Source organism: Flavobacterium sp. FlaQc-28 (assembly GCF_044007415.1).
Classification (GTDB): domain Bacteria; phylum Bacteroidota; class Bacteroidia; order Flavobacteriales; family Flavobacteriaceae; genus Flavobacterium.
In genome coordinates, this window is the sequence record NZ_JBIPCM010000004.1 from 1 (window position 1) to 20,556 (window position 20,556).

Consider the following 20,556-nt stretch of genomic DNA (forward strand, 5'->3'; position numbering starts at 1 on the left):
AAAAGCAGTAAAAAATTTACCTAATTTTAAACCAAGAAAAACATCAGTAAAATAACTCTTCATTTTCTAAAGAATAAACTGTCCAGTTTAAACCGGAATTAGGTGTACACTTTCACCGGAATAATCACCTTTTAAATCTTTTTTATAAATTCGTATTATAGGATGATGTACTCGTCTTCCAAAAGTATCTCTTGAAATCTTGCCTTCGTAACCAAGTTCAGTCATTGAATTTTCGATTATGGAATACCATCTATACTTTCTTCTGTTCTCAAAATCTATTTCTTCAATAATTCCTTTTGTAATGTCAATGAGGAATTTATATTTCATACAAATACCTCTTGATACATTGTAATATTTTTTTTCTATGCTTTCAAATAATAATTGGGGATGTTGTTCTATTCTAGTATATGGTTTTATAATCTTTGCTTCTTGTAAAGCATTTAGGGCTCTTTTGTAGCGTTTATTTATCTTTTCCAAATAAGTAGATGGAACTGGGAAATATCCGTACTTATTTTGTCTTTTAGACATCAAACTCAATGCAGTATAAATTTTATAACCGCTTTTCTGTGCAGTTTTATTTCCGATTTTAGAAATACAATTAATGACTTCTTGGGGTATAATAACTTTCATATAATAAATTCTTTTTTATTATATATAAAAGTGATCTCGTTTTGTTTCCACTTATTTATTAGAAACCCACTATTAAATTTAAATGAGCAAGTAAGTCTATAAATATAAATTTATATATTTTGTATCATCTTATTGTTGCTCGCTTTTTAAACTTCGTGAAGCTTCAATATAAATACTTTATCGTGTAGATGAAATCAAAAAAAAGAATGGTAAAAAACATTCTTTTTTTGATTTTAGTTTAATCGTTCAATTTTTATTTTTAAAATGTCTATTTGAATTAAACACCTCAACTTTTCTTTCTTTTTAATATCGGTTTCCGACTGCAACTTTTCTTTATTTATAGCAATCTTATTTTTCAAGTTTTTAATTTTATAATAGTCAATCATTCATCTTTTCTAATTTTTCTATTAGAATTACTTCCATCAAGTTAAACAGAGTATGTTCGTTATAAAGATGTAAATTTTTATACTTGACTATTTCCGTAACCTGTTTTTTCAGTTCTCTTTGAATTTTAGACTTTGATACATTTAGAATTTGTCGCATTGTTTCAATATCATAATACTTCCTGTTTTGTTTAATTAAGAATGTTACCATCTGCTTTTGTTTTATATTGTTTCACTAATGAAAGATACTGAGTAATCAAGTCATCTATACTTTCACCATCATTTTCCACAGTTTCATTTTCTTCATCGCCATAATGCATTATTTCATCATATTCATCGCTGATATCTTTACGACAATTGGTTTCCTCTTCTGGGAGCTCTTGACTTTCTTTATCGTATTTCTCAACAATAAACTTGACGAAACTGGTGTGCAATCTTTTTTTCATTTTCTCTATTTATTTTTTTTGAGTTGATCTGATTCAACCTTAAATTATATATAAAACTGAAAATGCTTTTTTTTTAAAGATGGATTTTTTATAGTAAGACTGCCAGCTTTGTATATAATCATAAGGACAATTAAATCGTTCTTATGATTAAAAAATAGAATTGTATCTTTGACGTTTTAAGAAAATAAAAATGATTGTTTATTGAATATAAATCACACAACAAATCACACCACATTTTTTTTAAAAATCACAAATTATTTAAAATCAATAAATTACACAAGTGAATTACTTATCTGTAGAAAAAGTAATTTAAAAAAATTAAATATTTACTAAACTATTCTTTAACGTACTTCTTTTGTCTGCCAATGGAATTGTAAATGTAAAATTGCTTCCCTTACCTACTTCACTCTCAAACCATATATCACCATTGTTCCTGTTTACAAACTCTTTACAAAGCAGAAGTCCAAGACCACTTCCATTCTCATTTTCAGTTCCTCTATGGAGTATTTTTTTAGTGAGTTTAAAGACTCCCTGCTTTGTTTCTTCTGACATTCCAATACCACTATCTAAAATCGAAACAAGCGCATTTTTCTTGATAATCTGTGTTGCAATAGTTACTATGCCTCCTCTGGGAGTAAACTTTATAGCATTAGTAAGCAGGTTACGTACAACAATATTGAACATGTTTTTATCACCATAAACCCAAATTTGTTGAGCTGTCTTAAAAGTGATTGTTATGTTTCTATTTGAAGCAATATTTCTGCACAGCTCTTTATTTTCAATAATCAGATCTTGTAAAGATATTTTTACAGGTCTAGATTCGATACTGCCATTTTGTAAACCTGCCCAATCCAGTAAATGATCCAATAATTTGTATGTGTTTTCATTTGATTCATGAAGCATAACCATAGTATCTTTAATTTCCGTCGTACTGTACTGCTCAAAATCCTGGATAAATAAATCTGAAAGACGCACTGAAGACACTAAGGGTCCACGGAGGTCATGCGCTATTATAGAAAAAAACTGATTTCGGTCATCCAGCAGTTTCTGAATCTTTACATTCTGACTTTCTTTCGCAAGAAGTAAAAAACCGACTGTACCAACTAAAGTAAGGAGAAATTGGCAAGCAAAAAACAAACTTTCAAAAGAAGTGTAGGTAAAAAAAGCTTCCTGAGGATGAGTAACATTGTAAAACATTTTTACTACGATAATGATCTCAAAAAAAACGTAACAAACTCCATAAAATGTTCTGAAAAAATTATTCTGCCGTTCCCTGAAAAAATTAACTACAGGTATAATATAAATCATAAAAACCGAGACGTTCATACATAAAATACGCGCATTTATAGATTCTGTGCAAAATGCTGTAATATTAAAGATGAAAACTGCAGTTGCTGTAATAATGAATTGTGCGCGGTAGCATTTTTCAGGATTTTTTCTAATGAGCGACAATATTGCTGCAGACTCAAAATAACAAGACACCAGAACAAGTGAATTAGCACAATTGATAGATAACAAATCAGATAAATCACTTCGTATGTAAATGAGCAGCCATCCAACCGAAAGCAATAATTTTCCCCATCCAAATTGTTTAAGCATGTCTCTATTGTGGTTAACTGCATGAGAAAACCAGTAACTGAAAATAAGGATACAAATAAATAAATTACAGAAGAAATATAAAAAAAAAAAGGTTTTGGTATCTAGTAAAGCAATATGAGACATTCTATAATTGAATTAAAAAGCATGAAAAATCATGCAAAGTAAGGCAAAATTGATCAAATTGTAACCATACTTTTCTTCCTATATTATTTTTGAAATTTCACTGTTATTCAAAAAAAAATATAAAAACATAACAAGCTGAAAAACAAAACCATACAAAGTTAAAAAATCGAAACCAAATTATTTTGCTTAGCGTTAAAATTTCCATGGCAGATTAATACCATGATAAGGATCATTAATAAGCGCCCTAGCGATAGAAACACGCTGCTGCTGTCCTCCCGAAAGTTTGGAGGCGGGTTTTAAAGCCTGATCTTTCAGTCCCAGAATACTGAGTTTTTCATAAGCTCTGTGTTCTATTTCTTTTCTGGAATAACAACCAAGCCGTACTGCGGGTATCATCACATTTTGTAGGCATGTAAATTCATTCAACAGATAATGAAACTGAAAAACAAAAGCTACCACAGACTTTCCTCCTTTCTTTATTTTAGACTTTGTTTTCTTTTTTTAATTTTTTATTGTTGATTTTTGGTGGTAGAAAGACATAGTGAATTACGCAGATTAATTATTAAAAGAAAAAGAGCAAATTAAATGGATGTCTTTTTAGAAGTTTTCTTTAAGTTTTCAGCAAACAAGAAAGTAATCTTTTGGGGCTGCACCAAGTAGAAGAACCATTTTTTAAAATGGGCGAAAAAGCTATACTAGCAAAATAAAAGTCATAGCAATAAAATGTATTTTTTTGAAATTTTAAAATGAATTTATTTAGTTTATGTATATTTGATGTTTTAAATTTGCAAGGTGTAGAGTGTAATTTCTACACAGAGATGTTTTATTAGAATAATTGGTAAAGTATGTGACTTTTAGTTATTGTTCTAAGTTTAATAAAGTACATTTTAAATTATTATTTAAGGAACCCCAAGTCTTTAACCTACTATTAAAATGAAGATGAAAGAGCTAAACTGTATTAGTATTAGCTTTGCTTATCTAACTGAATTTTTAAACTGATTAATTGATTTAACGAATATGCAGCAATATGCTGTAGTGCTTTATTTTCTTATTATATGCGCCTAAAATCTATTTTTTTTCTTTTTATATTTTTGTTTTCTAGTGATTTATGTTATTCTCAGAAGTCTAAATATGACAAAGTTTTTAACGAAACTTCTACAGTACTGCTAAGTTCAAATCCAGAAAAAGCACTTCAAAATACCGCTTATCTTTACAAAATTTCAGCTAATAATGCTGAACGTATAAAAGCTTCTATGCTTAGAGCAAGTCTTTTACGCCAAAATGGTATGCGAAACGAGGCTGTTAAGGCCTTGAAACGTGCGGATAGTCTGGCTGTTATAGATAAAAATTATAATCTTCAAGCCAGAATAAATGGGTTTCTTTCGACAATTTATCGGGAATATGAAATTTACAGCCTTGGAAAAGTACATTTACAAAAAGCAATTTCAGTAAGTAAAAAAATCGTAGACAAAAATGAAATGTATAAATTTCAAGGAAATTTGTACCAGGAAAAGGCATATTATGAAATGGACTCATCGAATTATCTTCAGGCGATTATAGATCTTAAAGCTGGAAAAAAATTATTTGAATTGTGTGATTCCAGTATTGATAAAAAATTTCAGTTAGCGGTCAATGATGAGCTTATTGCTAAAAATTATCTTTCCCTCCATCAGGTTGATACAGCTCTAAACTATTATCAAAAAGCCGAGAAAGAACTTGCGGCATCGGCCTCATCAGAGAGTCCTTTAAAAGGTTTTATATTCAATGGTTTTGGAAACGTTTATGCTGCTGCAGGTGCTGATAACAAGGCACTTCTTTATTACCAGAAAGCCGAAAACATTGCACAAGCCTCTAATTTTTTTACTTTAAAACAAGAAGTATATACTTCTTTGATTCAGTTTTATAAAAAAACAAACTATAAAAAGTATATTTCGTATAATGAACTGAATTTGAAGTTAAAGCAAGATGAAGAAAAAAACCGTAAAATAAATACCAACGAGCTAATTACAACATTAAAAGAGGAGCAGGCAGTCAGTGAGTCCAAGTATGAAAATATAAAAACCATTGTCATTGGGTGCTGTATTTTTATCATAATTGTGACAGCAGCCTTACTTTTTTTAAGAACAAAAAAAAATGGACCAGATTTAGAAATAAGCAACGATACTAGTGCTGTCGATAGTTCTAAAGAAGAAATAAAAAGTAAGGCTGAACCTATTAAAGAATATATGTCGGAGGTAACAGAAAGTGCTATTTTAGAAAAAATTGAAAAGCTTGAAGAATCTCATTTTTATCTCGATAAAGATATCTCGTTAAATTATGTTGCCGCTAAACTTTCTATTAATCATCGCTACTTATCATATGTAATAAATAAAAATAAATCAAAAGATTTTGCTGGTTATATTAATGAATTACGAATACATTATATTACTGATCGTTTAAGAAATGACAGTGACTTTTTAAAATATAAAATAAGTTTTCTTGCAGATCTATGTGGTTTTTCGTCTCACAGCAGATTCACAACGACCTTTAAAAAAGTAACGGGAGTTTCGCCCTTAACTTTTATTACGGATCTTCAAGAAGGGTGTGATGAAGAAAGAATGAAAAATTAGGATTTTATATAAAAAAACAGCCGTTATAAAAACATCTATACGTTAAATCAAAAGCAATCGGTTCTTCTGATCTTTCTTTATTATCTTATTAAAATAAGAGCTGTGTATTTTACTGATAAGTGCGATTAATTTAGATATTAAAGCTACTTTTTTAAATTCAAAACCTAAATGGTAGTCCTTTTCCTATTTTATTTTAATTGGTAATTTATTTCTTTTTTTAATAAGGCGCTAGTATTTAGTTAGTTATTTTTTTTGTAATAGTTGAAGGATTTTTATTTTACGTAATCGGGCAAGCCTTCTTTAAAAATTCCGCACATGATTTCATTAATTTCGCCCGGCATTTGTATAAGGGACTAAAACTGCTATTTGCAGAGAGATTTTTTCTTATACATTCTCTCATCCAAAATAAAAAATCAAATTATTTTTTTTGCTTTTCAAGTTGCTTGAAACGGTGAATTTAGGACTCAAAATAAAAATGCAGTAAAAAATCTAAAATGCCTTTAGCATTACTTGAGTTTTTGTTTTGAAAATAGAGAGGAATTGGTTTGTCTATTAGATAAAACCATTTTACTGCTGATAACATATTTTACACGTAGGTCTAGGAAGTTACAAAACTGCCGATGACCTCTTGTTGGTTTAATTGTTAGTTTCTGTTTAAAATGAAATTGTTAGGAATTTAAATAAAGAAGATTTAAAAGGAAAACTTTTATAAAAGAACATTATTTTAAGATTATTTATGGGAAAAAACTACAAGTCTACACACAAAAAATCCAATTTTAATACTATACTTTCATGTTTCTTAGTATTGTTTTCGGTTCTTTTTTTTAACGAAAGCGCTTACGCACAAGATTGTTCTGTAAATGCAGGAATACCTAGCACCATTTGTGCAAATACTCCACTAGTTCTAAATGGTGTAGTAGGAGGAAATATAGTAAGCTATAAGTGGACTCAAATTGCGGGTCCTTCAGTAGTTATTCAAAATCCTAATAGCGCAGTAACAACAGTTTTAGGTGCTCTTGGAGGTAATTCGTATACCTTTCGTTTATCAGGAGTCTGCTCGATAGGAATAACTTTTCAAGATGTAACTATTACAGTAAATCCGATCACAATTTCAAAAGCAGGAACAAACATACAGGGCTGTCCAGGCTCTTATGCGTTGTCTGCGAATGCTCCTTTAAATCCTGGAGAAACAGGATTATGGGTTAAAACCGGTGCAGATAATGCAGGTGTAACGATAAATAATCCAAGTTCGCCAAATGCAACAATATCATTATCTCCAAGTGCTGCTGGTAATACTCAGTTAACTTGGACAATTAGTTCTTCTTCTTGTTCATCATCTTCATCAATAACTGTAACAAATTATGGAGGTGAGGTTATAGCAAATGCGGGTCCTGATCAAACGTTATCAGAATGCTACACTGCTACACAATCTACAAATTTAAATGCTTCAATAGGAGGAAATGGAACAGGAACACAGCAAGGAACTTGGTCATTTGTATCAGGTCCTGCCGTACCAACAATTACAAATCCTAATACTCCAACCGCAGGAGTTTCTAATTTAAAAGTGGGAACTTATGTGTTTAGATGGTCAGTTCAAGGTCCATGTGCGGTTGGTTCTGATACAGTAACTATAAATGTGCCAGCTGCAACACAAGACGTAACAGTTGCAGGAGGAACAAATACGACACAATCTTTTTGTGATAACTCAATTACTTCAACAATATTACAAGGAAACACGCCTTTGTATGCGGGAGAAACTGTTGAATGGACTACAAACTCAGGAGCAACTATCGTGTCTCCAAATAGTCCAACTACACAAATCACAGGGTTAAATTTTACTAATAATGCAACTTATACTTTTATCTATAAAATTAGAGGAAATAGTGCAGTCAATCCAAATTGTGAAACTCAATCTACTTTTACAGTACGATATGTAAGCAGTCCAACAAGTCTTATATTAAACAATGGTACGCCTACTATTGTTTTACCTGTTAATGCTACTTCTGGAAGTGTACCAATGAGTACAATTGGTGGGAATGCTAACGAATCTTTCTTTGTAAGTGGTCCTGCTGGTGTTTCACCTTCTTCAAATGCTAACGGCAGTAATTTTTCTTTTTCAAATTTAACAAAGCCTGGAACATACACATTTAGAGTAAGAAGATATACAAGTGGCAGTTTTGCTACTGGTTGTTCTGAAGCATTTGCTGATATCAATGTGGTTGTTTCATTAAGCCCTGAACCGTCAAATGCGGGTACTACAGTTGCTTTGCTTTGTGGTGTTACATCAACTCAATTATCAGGAAATAATCCAGCTTTGATGGCAACGTCAGGATTGTCAGGTTATTGGTCACAAGTAAGCGGACCAAATGCTGCAACTTTTGATAATATAAATAATTACAATCCGATTGTAAGTGCTTTAATTCCTGGAATATATGTTTTTAGATGGAATATATCTGGAGGAACAAATGCAGTTGACACTTACAGCGAAACATCCATAACAGTTTCACAAGGACCTGTTGCAAATGCGGGAACAACACCTGTAACAGTATGTGCAGGTAGTTATTTCTTAAATGCAGGTCCATTAGTAGAAGGTCAAACGGGACAATGGACACAAGTTCCAGGTAATCCAGGAGGTGCTTCAATTGTAAACCCAACAAGTCCGCAAACTTATGTTAACGGAATGCTGGAAAGCAGTTCATATACTTTTAGATGGACGGTTACTAGTGCCGCATCAGATTGTGCTCCTGCATCGAGTGATGTTGTGGTGAATACTACAACTACATTTTCTCCATCTCCTGCACAAGCAGGTTCAGACCAATGTCTGCCTTCAGGAACAACTACAACGACTTTATCAGCTACAGCTCCTGCAACAGGTACAACAGGAACTTGGTCTCAAGTTTCTGGACCTTCAACAGTTGTTTTTAACAATCCTAATGATCCTAATACTTCTATAATACTATCAGCAGATGGAGTTTATACATTTAGATGGACTACCTCATCTGATCCTGGGTGTTCTACTTTTTCAGACACTACAACTCTTACAATAGCTGCAACACCAACTTCTGCTGCTGGAGCTAACCAAGATATCTGTACAGATAGTTCTGGAAATAGTGTTACCATGAATGGAAATACCCTGACAGCAGGTTTAGTAGGAACATGGGTTCAGGTTTCAGGAAATAGTTTTTGGGCAGTTTCTGATATACATGATCCAAAAGCAGTATATAGTAATTTAGCACCTGGAAACTACGTTTTTAAATGGGTAGTTAACAGAGGTACTTGTGATCCTGCTTCAAGTGAAGTTAGTTTTAAAGTAAGCTTACCGCCAACTACAGCAGTAGTTACAAATTCACCTTTATCAGTTTGTACTACAAGTGCGAATTTAACAGGAAATACAATAACAGCCGGAGTAGGAACATGGCAGGTTGTTTCAGGTCCGAATAATCCAACATTTGCGAATGTACATAGTGGAACTACTGGAGTTTCTGGACTTACAACAGGAACTTATGTATTAAGATGGTCTAGTACAAACGGACCATCATGTGCAACATCAACTGCAGATTTAACATTAAATGTATATGCTCCTGCAGATGCTGGTCCAGATCAGGTTCTTTGTAATGCAACCGAAATTATTTTGCAAGGTACAAAAGGATCGACAGGTACTTGGAGTGTAAATTCTGGAGCTGGTGCAACAATTACAGCGCTTTCGTCTTCTACGGCAAGAGCTACAATTGTACCTGGAAATAATTATACTTTTCAATATGACATAGCAAGTGCTGGAGTTTGTGGAGCTACAACTGATACAATGACAGTTACAAATAGTGCTCTGCCTACAACACCTAATGCTGGAATTGACCAAGATATATGTTTATCTGCTGGTACTTCAATCACTTTAAGTGGTAATTCAATTACTTCTGGAACTGGTACATGGAGTAAAGTAAGTGGACCAACAGGAGGCGCGATAACCTCAGCTAATTCAAACAGCACAACAGCTACTGGACTAACAGAAGGAGTATACATTTTTAAATGGACAGCAAGCAATGGAAGCTGTGATAATTTAAGTGATGTTGTTAGAATAAATGCATATTTACCTCCAAGCCCGGCTAGTGCTGGAGTAGATCAAAGTGCTTGTCAGTTAGCGACTCAGCTTGATGCGGTGGCGCCAACAAGAGGAATTGGAACATGGACATTAACTACTGATCCATCTAATGGTGGAATTGTTATTGACAGTCCAAATAATCCAAAATCGACATTAACAATTGCTAATCCATATTTATTGCCAGTAGGAACTTATACTTTTACTTGGACAGTAAGAAATGGATCTGTTTGTGCTGTAAGTACAGATACTGTAAATATTACTTTTACAGGAGCACCTCCAACGCCAGCAAACGCAGGTCCTGATCAAAATTTATGTAATGCTACAAGTGCTGTAATGAATGCGAATCCTGTAAACCCAGGAACGGGAACATGGACTCAGGTTTCAGGACCAACAACAGCTATTTTTTCTAATAAATTTAGTGCTCAAGCTACAGTTTCAGGTCTTTCAAATGGAACATATGAATTTAAATGGTCAAGTTCTAATGGCGGAGGATGTAACTTAGAGGATACAATGCTGATAACAATTAATCCTGCTATCGCACCTGTAAATGCTGGTCCAGACCAAACATTAGGAGAATACGCTACTGTTACTATGGCAGCAACAAATCCTGCACCAAATACAGGTACGTGGTCATTTGTTTCAGGACCAAATACTCCATTTATTTTAGATGTTAATAGTCCAACTACACAAATTGCGGGAACTATTCCAGGTAAATATGTGTTCAAATTTACTGTTTCTAATGGTTCTTGTGCGGTTGATTCTGATACTGTAGAAGTTACATTAGTAGGTCAGACAGATTTAAGTTTGGTTAAAACAGCCAATTTTACATCGCCAAGAGTAGGAGATATTGTAACTTTTACTGTTGCCGTTACAAACAAAGGAAACCGTGATGCAACTGGAATTGCAGTAAGAGATAATTTACCAGCAGGTTTTAGTTTAATTACAGGAAGTGTTTCTAATCAGGGTACTTTTAATGCCGGAGGAAATGCAATAAATTGGACTGGATTATCAGTTTTAAATGGTGCTACTCTCAATTTAACTTACCAAGTAAGAGTAAATGCAACAACAGGAGCAACTAACGAATATACAAATACAGCGCAGATAACTGCAAGTGATCAAATTGATCCAAATTCAACACCAAATAATAATATTCCTTCAGAGGATGATCAAGATTTGCTAACGCTTACTCCAACTCAAAATGTTGATTTAGCGATAACGAAACAAATAAATAATGCTACGCCAAACGTAGGATCTACAGTTCAATTTAGCATTGAAGTGGTAAATAATGGACCTAGTACTGCAACGGCAGTAGTTGCAAATGATATTTTGCCAAGTGGTTATACATGGCTTAGTACTACAGGAGCAGGCTATAATAATGTGTCTGGTCAATGGATTATAGGGACTTTATTAAACGGAGCAAAAGCTACTTTAGTAATTTCTGCAAGAGTAAATGCAACAGGAAATTATATCAATACAGCAACTGTAACCGGTGCTGAAACGGATACAAATACTGCTAATAATACAAGCAGTGTTTCTAGTACTCCAAGAGCAATTGCAGATTTAAGTTTAACAAAAGTCGTAAGCGCAGGTCCATACAATGTAGGTAGTAATGTTACTTTTACGGTAACGGTTAGAAATGCTGGCCCAAGCGCTGCAACTTCTGTAAGTGTACTGGATTATTTACCTTCAGGTTATACGTATGTGAGTCATACAGCTACAGGAACAACATATAATAATGCTACAGGTTCTTGGAATATAGGAACTTTAAATAATACTGCTTCAGTAGTGTTAACTGTTGTTGCAAGAATAAATGCAACTGGTGATTACAGAAATGTTGCAGAAGTAGTACATTCCAACGAATTTGATCCTGATTCGGTACCAGGAAATAACAATGCTGCAGAAGATGATCAGCAGCAAGTTGTTATTACGCCAGTTCAGTTAGCAGACTTAGTAGTTACTAAAACTGTAGATAATGCAGCTCCAAAAGTAGGCGATAATGTTAAGTTTACAGTTGCATTAAGAAATGCTGGACCAAGTGATGCTACAGGAGTAATTGTGAACGATTTATTACCTTCTGGTTATACTTTTGTGAGCTATACTTCAACTTCTGGTTCTTATAATACAACTACAGGAGATTGGACACTTTCAGGAAGTGTTTTAAATGGAAAAACAGAATATTTAGATATTGTAGTTAAAGTAAATCCTATAACAGGAACAGCTAATGAATATAGAAATACTGCACAAGTAACAGCAAGTGGTCAAACAGATCCAAACCCTGCTAATAATAGTTCAGCGGTAACTACTGTTCCAACTGCTTTAATTAATTTATCATTAACTAAATCAGTAGATAATATTAGTCCTTTAGCAGGATCAGATGTTGTATTTACGGTAAGAGTTTCAAATGCAGGACCAAGCAATTCAACTGGAGTACAAGTTAGAGATTTATTACCTAGCGGTTACACTTTTGTCAATGCAACACCTTCAAGCGGAACTTATGTCAATGGAACTGGATTATGGACTATTGGAACAATCGCAAATGGAGCTTCAGCAGTTTTAAATGTAACAGCTAGAGTCAATGCAACAGGAAATTATACCAATGTTGCTGAAGTTATTCAGGCTAATGAAACAGACGTAAATTCTACGCCAGGGAATAATGTTTTAACAGAAGATGATCAAGATCAGTTAACAATATCACGCGGACCTTTAGTAGATTTAAGTTTAAATAAATCGGTTAATACTGTTACACCAAATGTTGGTGATGTAGTAACGTTTACTATTACTGTGAGAAATGCAGGACCAAGTGATGCAACAGGAGTTATAGTTACAGATAAATTACCATCAGGATATTCATTTGTTAGTGCAGCTCCATCTTCTGGAAGTTATAATAATACACCAGGTTCATGGACATTAGGAACTCTAATAAATGGAGGAACGGCTACTTTAGATATTCAAGCTAGAGTATTGCCAACAGGTAATTATAATAACGTAGCAGAAGTTACAGGAACGAATGAAGTAGATAGAGATTCTACTCCAGGAAATAATGATGCTACAGAAGATGATCAAAGTGAAGTTATAGTAACTCCAATACAAATTGCTGATTTATCAGTTAATAAGATTGTTGACGTGGCTGCTCCAAAAGTAGGCGATAATGTAAACTTTACAATTACAGTTTCAAATGCTGGACCAAGCAATGCTACTGGTGTTGTTATTAGAGATTTACTGCCTACTGGTTATGAATTTGTAAGTGCAGTTTCAACTGCGGGTATGTACAATAGAACAACTGGAGACTGGACAGTTTCAAGACCAATTGTTGCAAATACTACAGAAACCATTCAAATTACTGCCAAAGTTTTAAAAAATGGCAGCTATGTAAATAACGCTGAAGTAATTGCAAGTGATCAGCTAGATTCAGATTCTGCACCAAATGATGGAACTGGAGATGATTTTTCAACAGTAACTACGACACCATCTGCATTAGTAAATCTTGCAGTAGTTAAAAGAATAAATAATGCAACTCCAGACGTAGGATCTACAGTGGTGTTTACAATTGAAGTTGTAAATAATGGACCAAGTGATGCTACAACAGTAGTTGTAAATGATATATTACCTAACGGTTACACTTTTGTAAGCGATGATGCAGCAGGAAGCTACAACAATGTTTCTGGTAACTGGACAATAGGTAACTTGGCAAACGGAGCGACAAGAACTTTAAATATTTCTGCTACTGTAAGACCAACGGGTATTTACCTTAATACGGCTACAGCAACAAGTACTGAAACTGATGGAAATCTTACAGATAATACAAGTTCAGTTTCTAGCACTCCAAGAACTATTGCAGATTTAAGTTTAGTTAAAACAGTAGTAAATGCATCTCCTAATGTTGGTGAAAATGCTACATTTAATATAGTGGTTACAAATAATGGACCTAGTGCTGCAACTAATGTTGTTGTTACAGATAGATTACCATCTGGTTATTCATTTGTGAGCGCAACTTCTTTAGTAGGAACATTTGATAGTAATTCTGGAGGCTGGTCTGTTGGAAGTTTAGCAAACGGAGCAACTGCTGCTTTAACTATTACTGCCAAAGTATTAGCTACAGGAAATTATAACAACGTTGCAGAAGTAACAAGTTCAGACCAATTTGATCCTAATTCAATACCTGGAAATAATAATCCAGTAGAAAATGATCAGAGTGTTGCAGTAGTTACTCCAGTTAATGTAGCAGATTTGGTTACTGTAAAAACAGTATCAGCTGTTACGGTTGCAGGTATCTCTGCATCTAGACCTAATGAAGGTGACACTATAAAGTATAGCATCGTTGTTACAAATAACGGTGGACCTACTAGTGCTACAGGCGTAAGTTTAACAGATATTTTTCCTGCAGGTTTAACGTATGAAAGTCATACTGTTACTGCTGGAACTTATAACTATGCCTCTGGTTTATGGACTCTTGGAAACTTAGGAGTTAATAGCACTGCTACTTTAGAAATTACAGCAAAAGTAAATGCAGGAACTCAAGGTTTAACTATAATTAATAGAACAACTGCAGCAAAAGGAGATCAAACAGATCCTACAACAGCTGGAGATGATTTAGACGAAACAATTGTGGTTAGTTTACCACCAATTGCTACGAATGATATTAGTAATGGTAATACAACAAATCAGCCTTCATCTCCATTAAATATTCTAACGAATGATAGATTAGGAGACGGAAGCCTAGCGACTCCAGCTAATACTATTGTTGATTTAAATCCTAATACACCAGGAGTAGATACAGCATTTACAGTGTCTGGAGAAGGAACTTGGACTTACGATCCAACTACTGGTCTAATAATATTTACACCACAAGTAGGATTTACATCAGATCCAACACCAATAGTTTATAAATTAACAGAAACACAAACGGGCTTAAGTAATACTGCTACGATAACAGTAACGTATGTAGCGCAAGCGCCAATAGCAAATAATGATTTAAGCAGCGGAAATGCTATTAATACAGCAGTAACTGTAAATCCATTAGTGAACAACGGTTCAGGAGTAGATTCAGATCCAGACGGAACTATCGATCCTTCAACAGTTCGTTTATTGACTCCTGCTGGAGCAACAGCTATAGTTACAGATTCAAAAGGAATTACAAGTTTTGATGTTTCAAACGAAGGAAAATGGAGTGTTGACCCAGCAACAGGTGCAATTACATTTACACCGTTGCCAACTTTCCATAAAGATCCGACGCCAATTCAATATAATGTAAAAGATAATGATGGCAATCTATCTAACAATGCAACGGTAACAATAGATTATGTACCAGTAGCAACAAGTGATAGAAATACAACACCAGGAACACCAGGTTTGCCAGTAACGATAAATGTTGCTGTAAATGATACTACAGGAGATACAGTTGATGTAGCAACAGTAGTATTAGATGCATCAAGTGTCTTTGGAGGTATTCAGGTTTCTCCTAGAGAAGTTTCAGTATCAGGAGTTGGTACTTGGATTGCAGATGCTGTTGGAAATGTAACATTTACGCCAGAAGCAGGATACACAATAGATCCGCCAGTAATCAATTATACAATAAAAGACAATCAAGGTAATAGTTCGAATGCAGCTACTATAACAATAGATTATGCTCCGATCACTTCACCAGATTTATCAATTGGAAATCCGATTAATACGCCAGTAGTTGTTGATGTTACAGCTAATGATATTACAGGAGATTTAGTTGATACAACGACAGTAAGTTTGGTTAATCCTGGAAATGGAACCAATATAGTACAGGATCCATCAGGAGATATTACAAGTATAACAATTCCGGGAGAGGGAAGATGGACTGTAGATTTAGTAAATGGAAGAGTAACATTCACACCAAATCCTGGTTTCATTACAGATCCTACACCAATCAATTATAACATTAAAGATAATGAAGGGAATGTATCGAATAACAGCTTAATCACTATTAGAGTAATACCTCAAGCAGATTTAGTTGTTACTAAAACAGATAATAAAGACAAATATATTCCTGGAACAAATAGTGTTTATACTATTACCGTTAAAAATAATGGTCCAGCCGTAGCTACAAATGTAGTGGTGCTTGATGATATCACCGATCCAATATTGGAGGCGGTAACAACATGGACAGCCGTTGGAACAGGAGGAACTATATTGCCAAATGCAAATGGTACTGGAGATATAAACGCTGGTAACGCAACAATTAGCAGTATAAATGTAGGAGAAACGGTTACATACACAGTAACAATTGCAGTTCCAAGCAGCTATACTGGACAAATTGTAAATACAGCAAGCGCAACATCTTCTGTTCAAGACCCTAATACTACTAATAATAGTCAAACGGATATTGATACTGTAAATGCATTATCAGAAATAGCGCTTACAAAAACAATTGTAACCGCAGCTCCTCATAGAATAGGTTATAATGTTGAGTTTTTAATTACAGCAATAAATAACGGACCAAGTAACGCTACAGGTATTAACATCGTAGATAAATTACCAAGCGGATATACTTTCGTCAGCGCAACACCTAGCACAGGAACCTATAATTCATCTAATGGATTATGGAATTTAGGAAGTTTGACAAATACTTCAACAGCAACATTAACTGTTATTGCAAAAATCAATGCAGCAGGAAATTATACAAATGTTGCCGAAGTGACTAAAGTAGATCAATTAGATCCAAATGGAATCATTCACGGAAATAACACACCTAATGAAATTGATCAGTCAGATGTGACTGTAGTTCCAGTGAAAATTGTTGATTTGGTTACAACAAAAACAGTTGATAAATCAAATCCAAATCAAGGAGATATTGTACAGTATACAATAACAGTAGTAAACAATGGTCCAAGCATAGCTACAGGCGTAGGTTTAACAGATAATTTACCAGCAGGATTAGCGTATGTATCACACGTTGCAACAGGAGGAACGGTTAATACTTATACTGGTGGACAATGGAATATTGGAAACATCAATATTGGATCTTCTGCGACATTATTAATCAATGCGAGAATTACTGCGGCAGGAACTTCTGGTCAAGTAGCAATCATTAACACAGTGACTGCGGCTGCAGGAAATGAATCAGATCCAACAACAGTTGGAGATGATTTAACAGAGCCAATTATTGTAACAAGTTCCGATTTAGTAACAGAAAAAACAGTAAGTAAAGCAAACCCTAGCGAAGGAGAAACCATTACTTACAGTATTAGAGTTACAAATAACGGTCCAAGTGATGCGACGGGAGTACGTTTAACAGACATTCTTCCAATTGGAGTTACGTATGTAAGCAACAATCAAGGAGCCGACTATAATTATGGTTCTGGTATCTGGACAATAGGAAACCTTGCAAATGGAACAAGCAAAGTTTTAGATATTAATGTAATAATCAATTCTGGATCAGCAGGCAAAACAATTGTAAATACAACAACTGCTGCCAAAGGTGATCAATCTGACCCAACAACTGCTGGTGATGATTTAACAGAAACCATTATAGTTCAAAATGGTGCTGATGTAGTATTGAAGAAAGTAGTTAACAATAGCACTCCGAACATTGGAGAAACAGTAACCTATACCGTTACAGTAACCAATAAAGGAACAACATTAGTAACAAACTTAGTAGTTAAAGATGATTTACCGGCAGGCTTAACCTTTGTTTCAGCTACTCCAGGAAAAGGAGTATGGACAACTCCAAACTGGACAGTAGGTACATTACAGCCAGGTGAAGAAGGATCTATAGAAATTAAAGTACTTGTTGGTTTAGATCAAGGAGGTAATGTATTAACCAATACAGTATCGAATACGCAAGATCAATTTGATACCAATAGAACACTTGATGATCCTACTGAAACAATAACAGTTACAAACTTAGATTTGGCAGTTGTTAAAACAGTAAACAATGCTACACCAAACGAAGGAGAAATTGTTCGTTATACAATAAGAGTAACAAACAACGGTGCGAGTAACGCAACCAATGTAAGTTTAGTAGATAAATTACCTGTAGGAGTAACTTATGTAAGCGACGTCGTTTCAGCAGGAAATTACAACAATGGTTCAGGATTATGGACAATTGGAAATCTTGTAAACGGAGCAGTTGCAACTCTTACAATCGATGCAAGAGTTAATGCAGGAACTTACGGTACAACGATAACAAACACAACTACTGCGGTAAAAGCGGATCAGGCAGATTCTAATCCAGCAAATAATATTGGCAGTGTTGCGATTGTGCCAACGGCATATATAGATTTGAGTTTAACAAAAGAAGTTGTTGGAAACTTTACCAATCCAGCGGTAGGCGATGTAATTACTTTTGAAGTAAGAGTAATGAACGACGGACCAACAAAAGCAACTGGAGTTGAAGTAGTAGATTTAATTCCTTCAGGATATAAATTCATTAACTATAGTTCGACTATTGGTACATATAGTCCTGCAACAGGTCTTTGGAAATTAGGTTTTATAGAAACAGGAAACACAGCGGTTTTATTAGTTGATGTTAAAGTTCAAGATAATGGAAATTACATGAACTGTGCAGAAATTACAAAAGCAAACGAACCAGATATTGATTCTACTCCTGGAAATGGAAACGTTTCAGAAGATGATTATGCTTGTGCATCGGCAGGGCCTAATCAATCTGTAGATTTAGCAGTTGTGAAAACTATCTTGAAAAACATTACTAATCCAAAAGTAAATTCTGAGATTTCATTCGAGATTCTATTAACAAATAATGGAAATATAGATGCAACAGACATCGTGGTATCAGATTTACTTCCTTCAGGTTATACGTTCGTAAATTATAGTTCTACAAAAGGAATTTATGATTATGTAACAGGAGACTGGAAAGTAAGTAAGATCCTAAACGGAGAAACAGAGATTCTGATTGTTGATGTTATTGTTAACGAATCTGGAGATTATCAAAATTGTGCAAGCATAAAAGCAATGCACCAAGTAGATACAAATCCAGCAAATGATCAAAGCTGTATCACTGCAGCGCCTATAGCTGTAATAGATTTAGAATTGACAAAAGAAGTCGATAACTTAAAACCAATTGCAGAAACCAATGCTGAGTTTACTATAACATTGACCAACAAAGGACCAAGCAGGGGTACAGGTGTAGTGGTAAAAGATTTGCTTCCGTCAGGTTATAAATTCTTAAGCGCTACAACAACAACTGGAGCTTATGATGCAGTTACAGGAATATGGAATGTAGGAACTATTGATATCAATGGAGTACAAACATTAAAAGTAACAGCTTATGTATTGCCAGCAGGTGACTTTACAAACGTTGCAGCAGTTATAGCAGCAAATGAAACAGATATCGATTCTACTCCTGGAAATAATAAATTACAGGAAGACGATCAAGATGCAGTAACATTGGAGCCTACAGTTCCTTTAACAATAACAGAAGGATTTACTCCAAACGGTGATGGTATAAATGATGTTTTCGAAATAGAGCATTTGCAAGTATTATATCCAAACTTCAGTATGGAAATTGTAAATAGATATGGAAATCTTGTCTACAAGTACAAACATAATGGAGATAAGTTCACAACACCATTATGGTGGGATGGTTATTCGACAGGAAGACTTAATGTCTCTGGAGATATGCTTCCGGCAGGAACTTATTTCTATACTATTCACTTCAACAATAACGAAAGAAAGCCACAAACAGGCTGGGTGTATTTAAAAAAATAAAACAATTCTTTAAGGAGAGAAGAATTAGAAATCTTCTTTCCTTTCAAAAATTAAACTCATTTTATGAAAAAAATTAAAATACTAATTGGAATTTTTGTTTTGATACTTTCCACTAGTACTGTTTTTGCCCAGCAAGATCCTCAGTATACACAATACATGTATAACATGAATATTATAAATCCTGCTTATGCTGGTTCAAAAGGATATACAAGCATTGGAATCTTAGGAAGAACACAATGGGTAGGAGTTGATGGTGCACCTCAGACAGCTACATTGTCTATAAATGGTCCCGTTGGAAAAAATGTGGGATTAGGTTTTTCTGTGATTCATGATGAAATCGGACCTGTAAAAGAAGATAATGTATATGTTGATTTCTCTTATACTTTAAATCTTTCTGAAGAAGATAAGTTAGGATTCGGTATTAAAGCTGGAGCAACATTTCTGAACATAAGAGAATTTACGACAGTAGATCCGGATCCGTTAAATGCACCAATAAGTCAGGTTGCGCCTAATTTTGGTGTGGGTGTAATGTATTATAATGATCGTTTTTATGCCGGTTTATCTGTACCGAATTTTATCGAATCAAGATACCTGGACCAGAAGAACGGAATCTATTCTTCGGCTTCAGAAAAAGCACACTTTTTCCTTACTTCTGGATATGTGTTTGATCTGGATGAAAACTTAAAATTGAAACCTTCTACAATGTTAAAAGCAGTATCTGGAGCACCTCTTTCAGTAGACTTGTCTTTAAACTTATTAGTGCAGGAAAAAGTAGAGTTTGGACTTTCAGTTCGATTAGATGACTCAGTTAGTGCAATGGTTGGTTATAATATAAGTCAAGATATGAGAATTGGATACGCTTATGATTACACAACTTCTAATTATGGAGTGTTTAATTCAGGATCTCATGAGATTATGATATTATTTGACTTATACAAGAAAAAAATAAAAAGCCCTCGATTCTTCTAGATAAA

7 protein-coding genes are annotated in these 20,556 nt (G+C 34.2%); 3 read left to right on the top strand and 4 right to left on the bottom strand.

The features are described from left to right. Positions 1 to 87: 87 nt before the first annotated feature. The 4 genes from ACHRVL_RS11955 to ACHRVL_RS11970 all read right to left on the bottom strand — a co-directional run bounded on the left by ACHRVL_RS11955 (position 88) and on the right by ACHRVL_RS11970 (position 3,640). A complete protein-coding gene (locus ACHRVL_RS11955) occupies positions 88 to 630 on the bottom strand; it encodes a hypothetical protein (protein ID WP_395413021.1) in 543 nt (180 codons plus the stop codon). A 574-nt stretch (positions 631 to 1,204) separates the two neighbouring features. Next, positions 1,205 to 1,459: a hypothetical protein gene (locus ACHRVL_RS11960; RefSeq protein ID WP_395413022.1), complete on the bottom strand. Its 255-nt coding sequence runs from the start codon at positions 1,457 to 1,459 to the stop codon at positions 1,205 to 1,207. Positions 1,460 to 1,777: 318 nt separating this feature from the next. Further along, positions 1,778 to 3,058, bottom strand: coding sequence for a sensor histidine kinase (locus ACHRVL_RS11965; protein WP_395413023.1), 1,281 nt, complete (start codon positions 3,056 to 3,058; stop codon positions 1,778 to 1,780). A gap of 315 nt (positions 3,059 to 3,373) precedes the next feature. Next, complete coding sequence (locus ACHRVL_RS11970) at positions 3,374 to 3,640, bottom strand: ATP-binding cassette domain-containing protein (protein ID WP_395413026.1); 267 nt, start codon at positions 3,638 to 3,640, stop codon at positions 3,374 to 3,376. 632 nt (positions 3,641 to 4,272) lie between these two features. Here ACHRVL_RS11970 and ACHRVL_RS11975 point away from each other — a divergent pair. From ACHRVL_RS11975 to ACHRVL_RS11985, 3 genes are all read left to right on the top strand, one after another. After that, a complete protein-coding gene (locus ACHRVL_RS11975) occupies positions 4,273 to 5,790 on the top strand; it encodes a helix-turn-helix domain-containing protein (protein WP_395413029.1) in 1,518 nt (505 codons plus the stop codon). 736 nt (positions 5,791 to 6,526) lie between these two features. Then, positions 6,527 to 19,582, top strand: a complete 13,056-nt coding sequence (locus ACHRVL_RS11980) for a PKD domain-containing protein (RefSeq protein WP_395413030.1) — start codon at positions 6,527 to 6,529, stop codon at positions 19,580 to 19,582. Between the two features lie 63 nt (positions 19,583 to 19,645). Beyond that, positions 19,646 to 20,551, top strand: a complete 906-nt coding sequence (locus ACHRVL_RS11985; RefSeq protein WP_395413032.1) for a type IX secretion system membrane protein PorP/SprF — start codon at positions 19,646 to 19,648, stop codon at positions 20,549 to 20,551. Positions 20,552 to 20,556 lie beyond the last annotated feature (5 nt).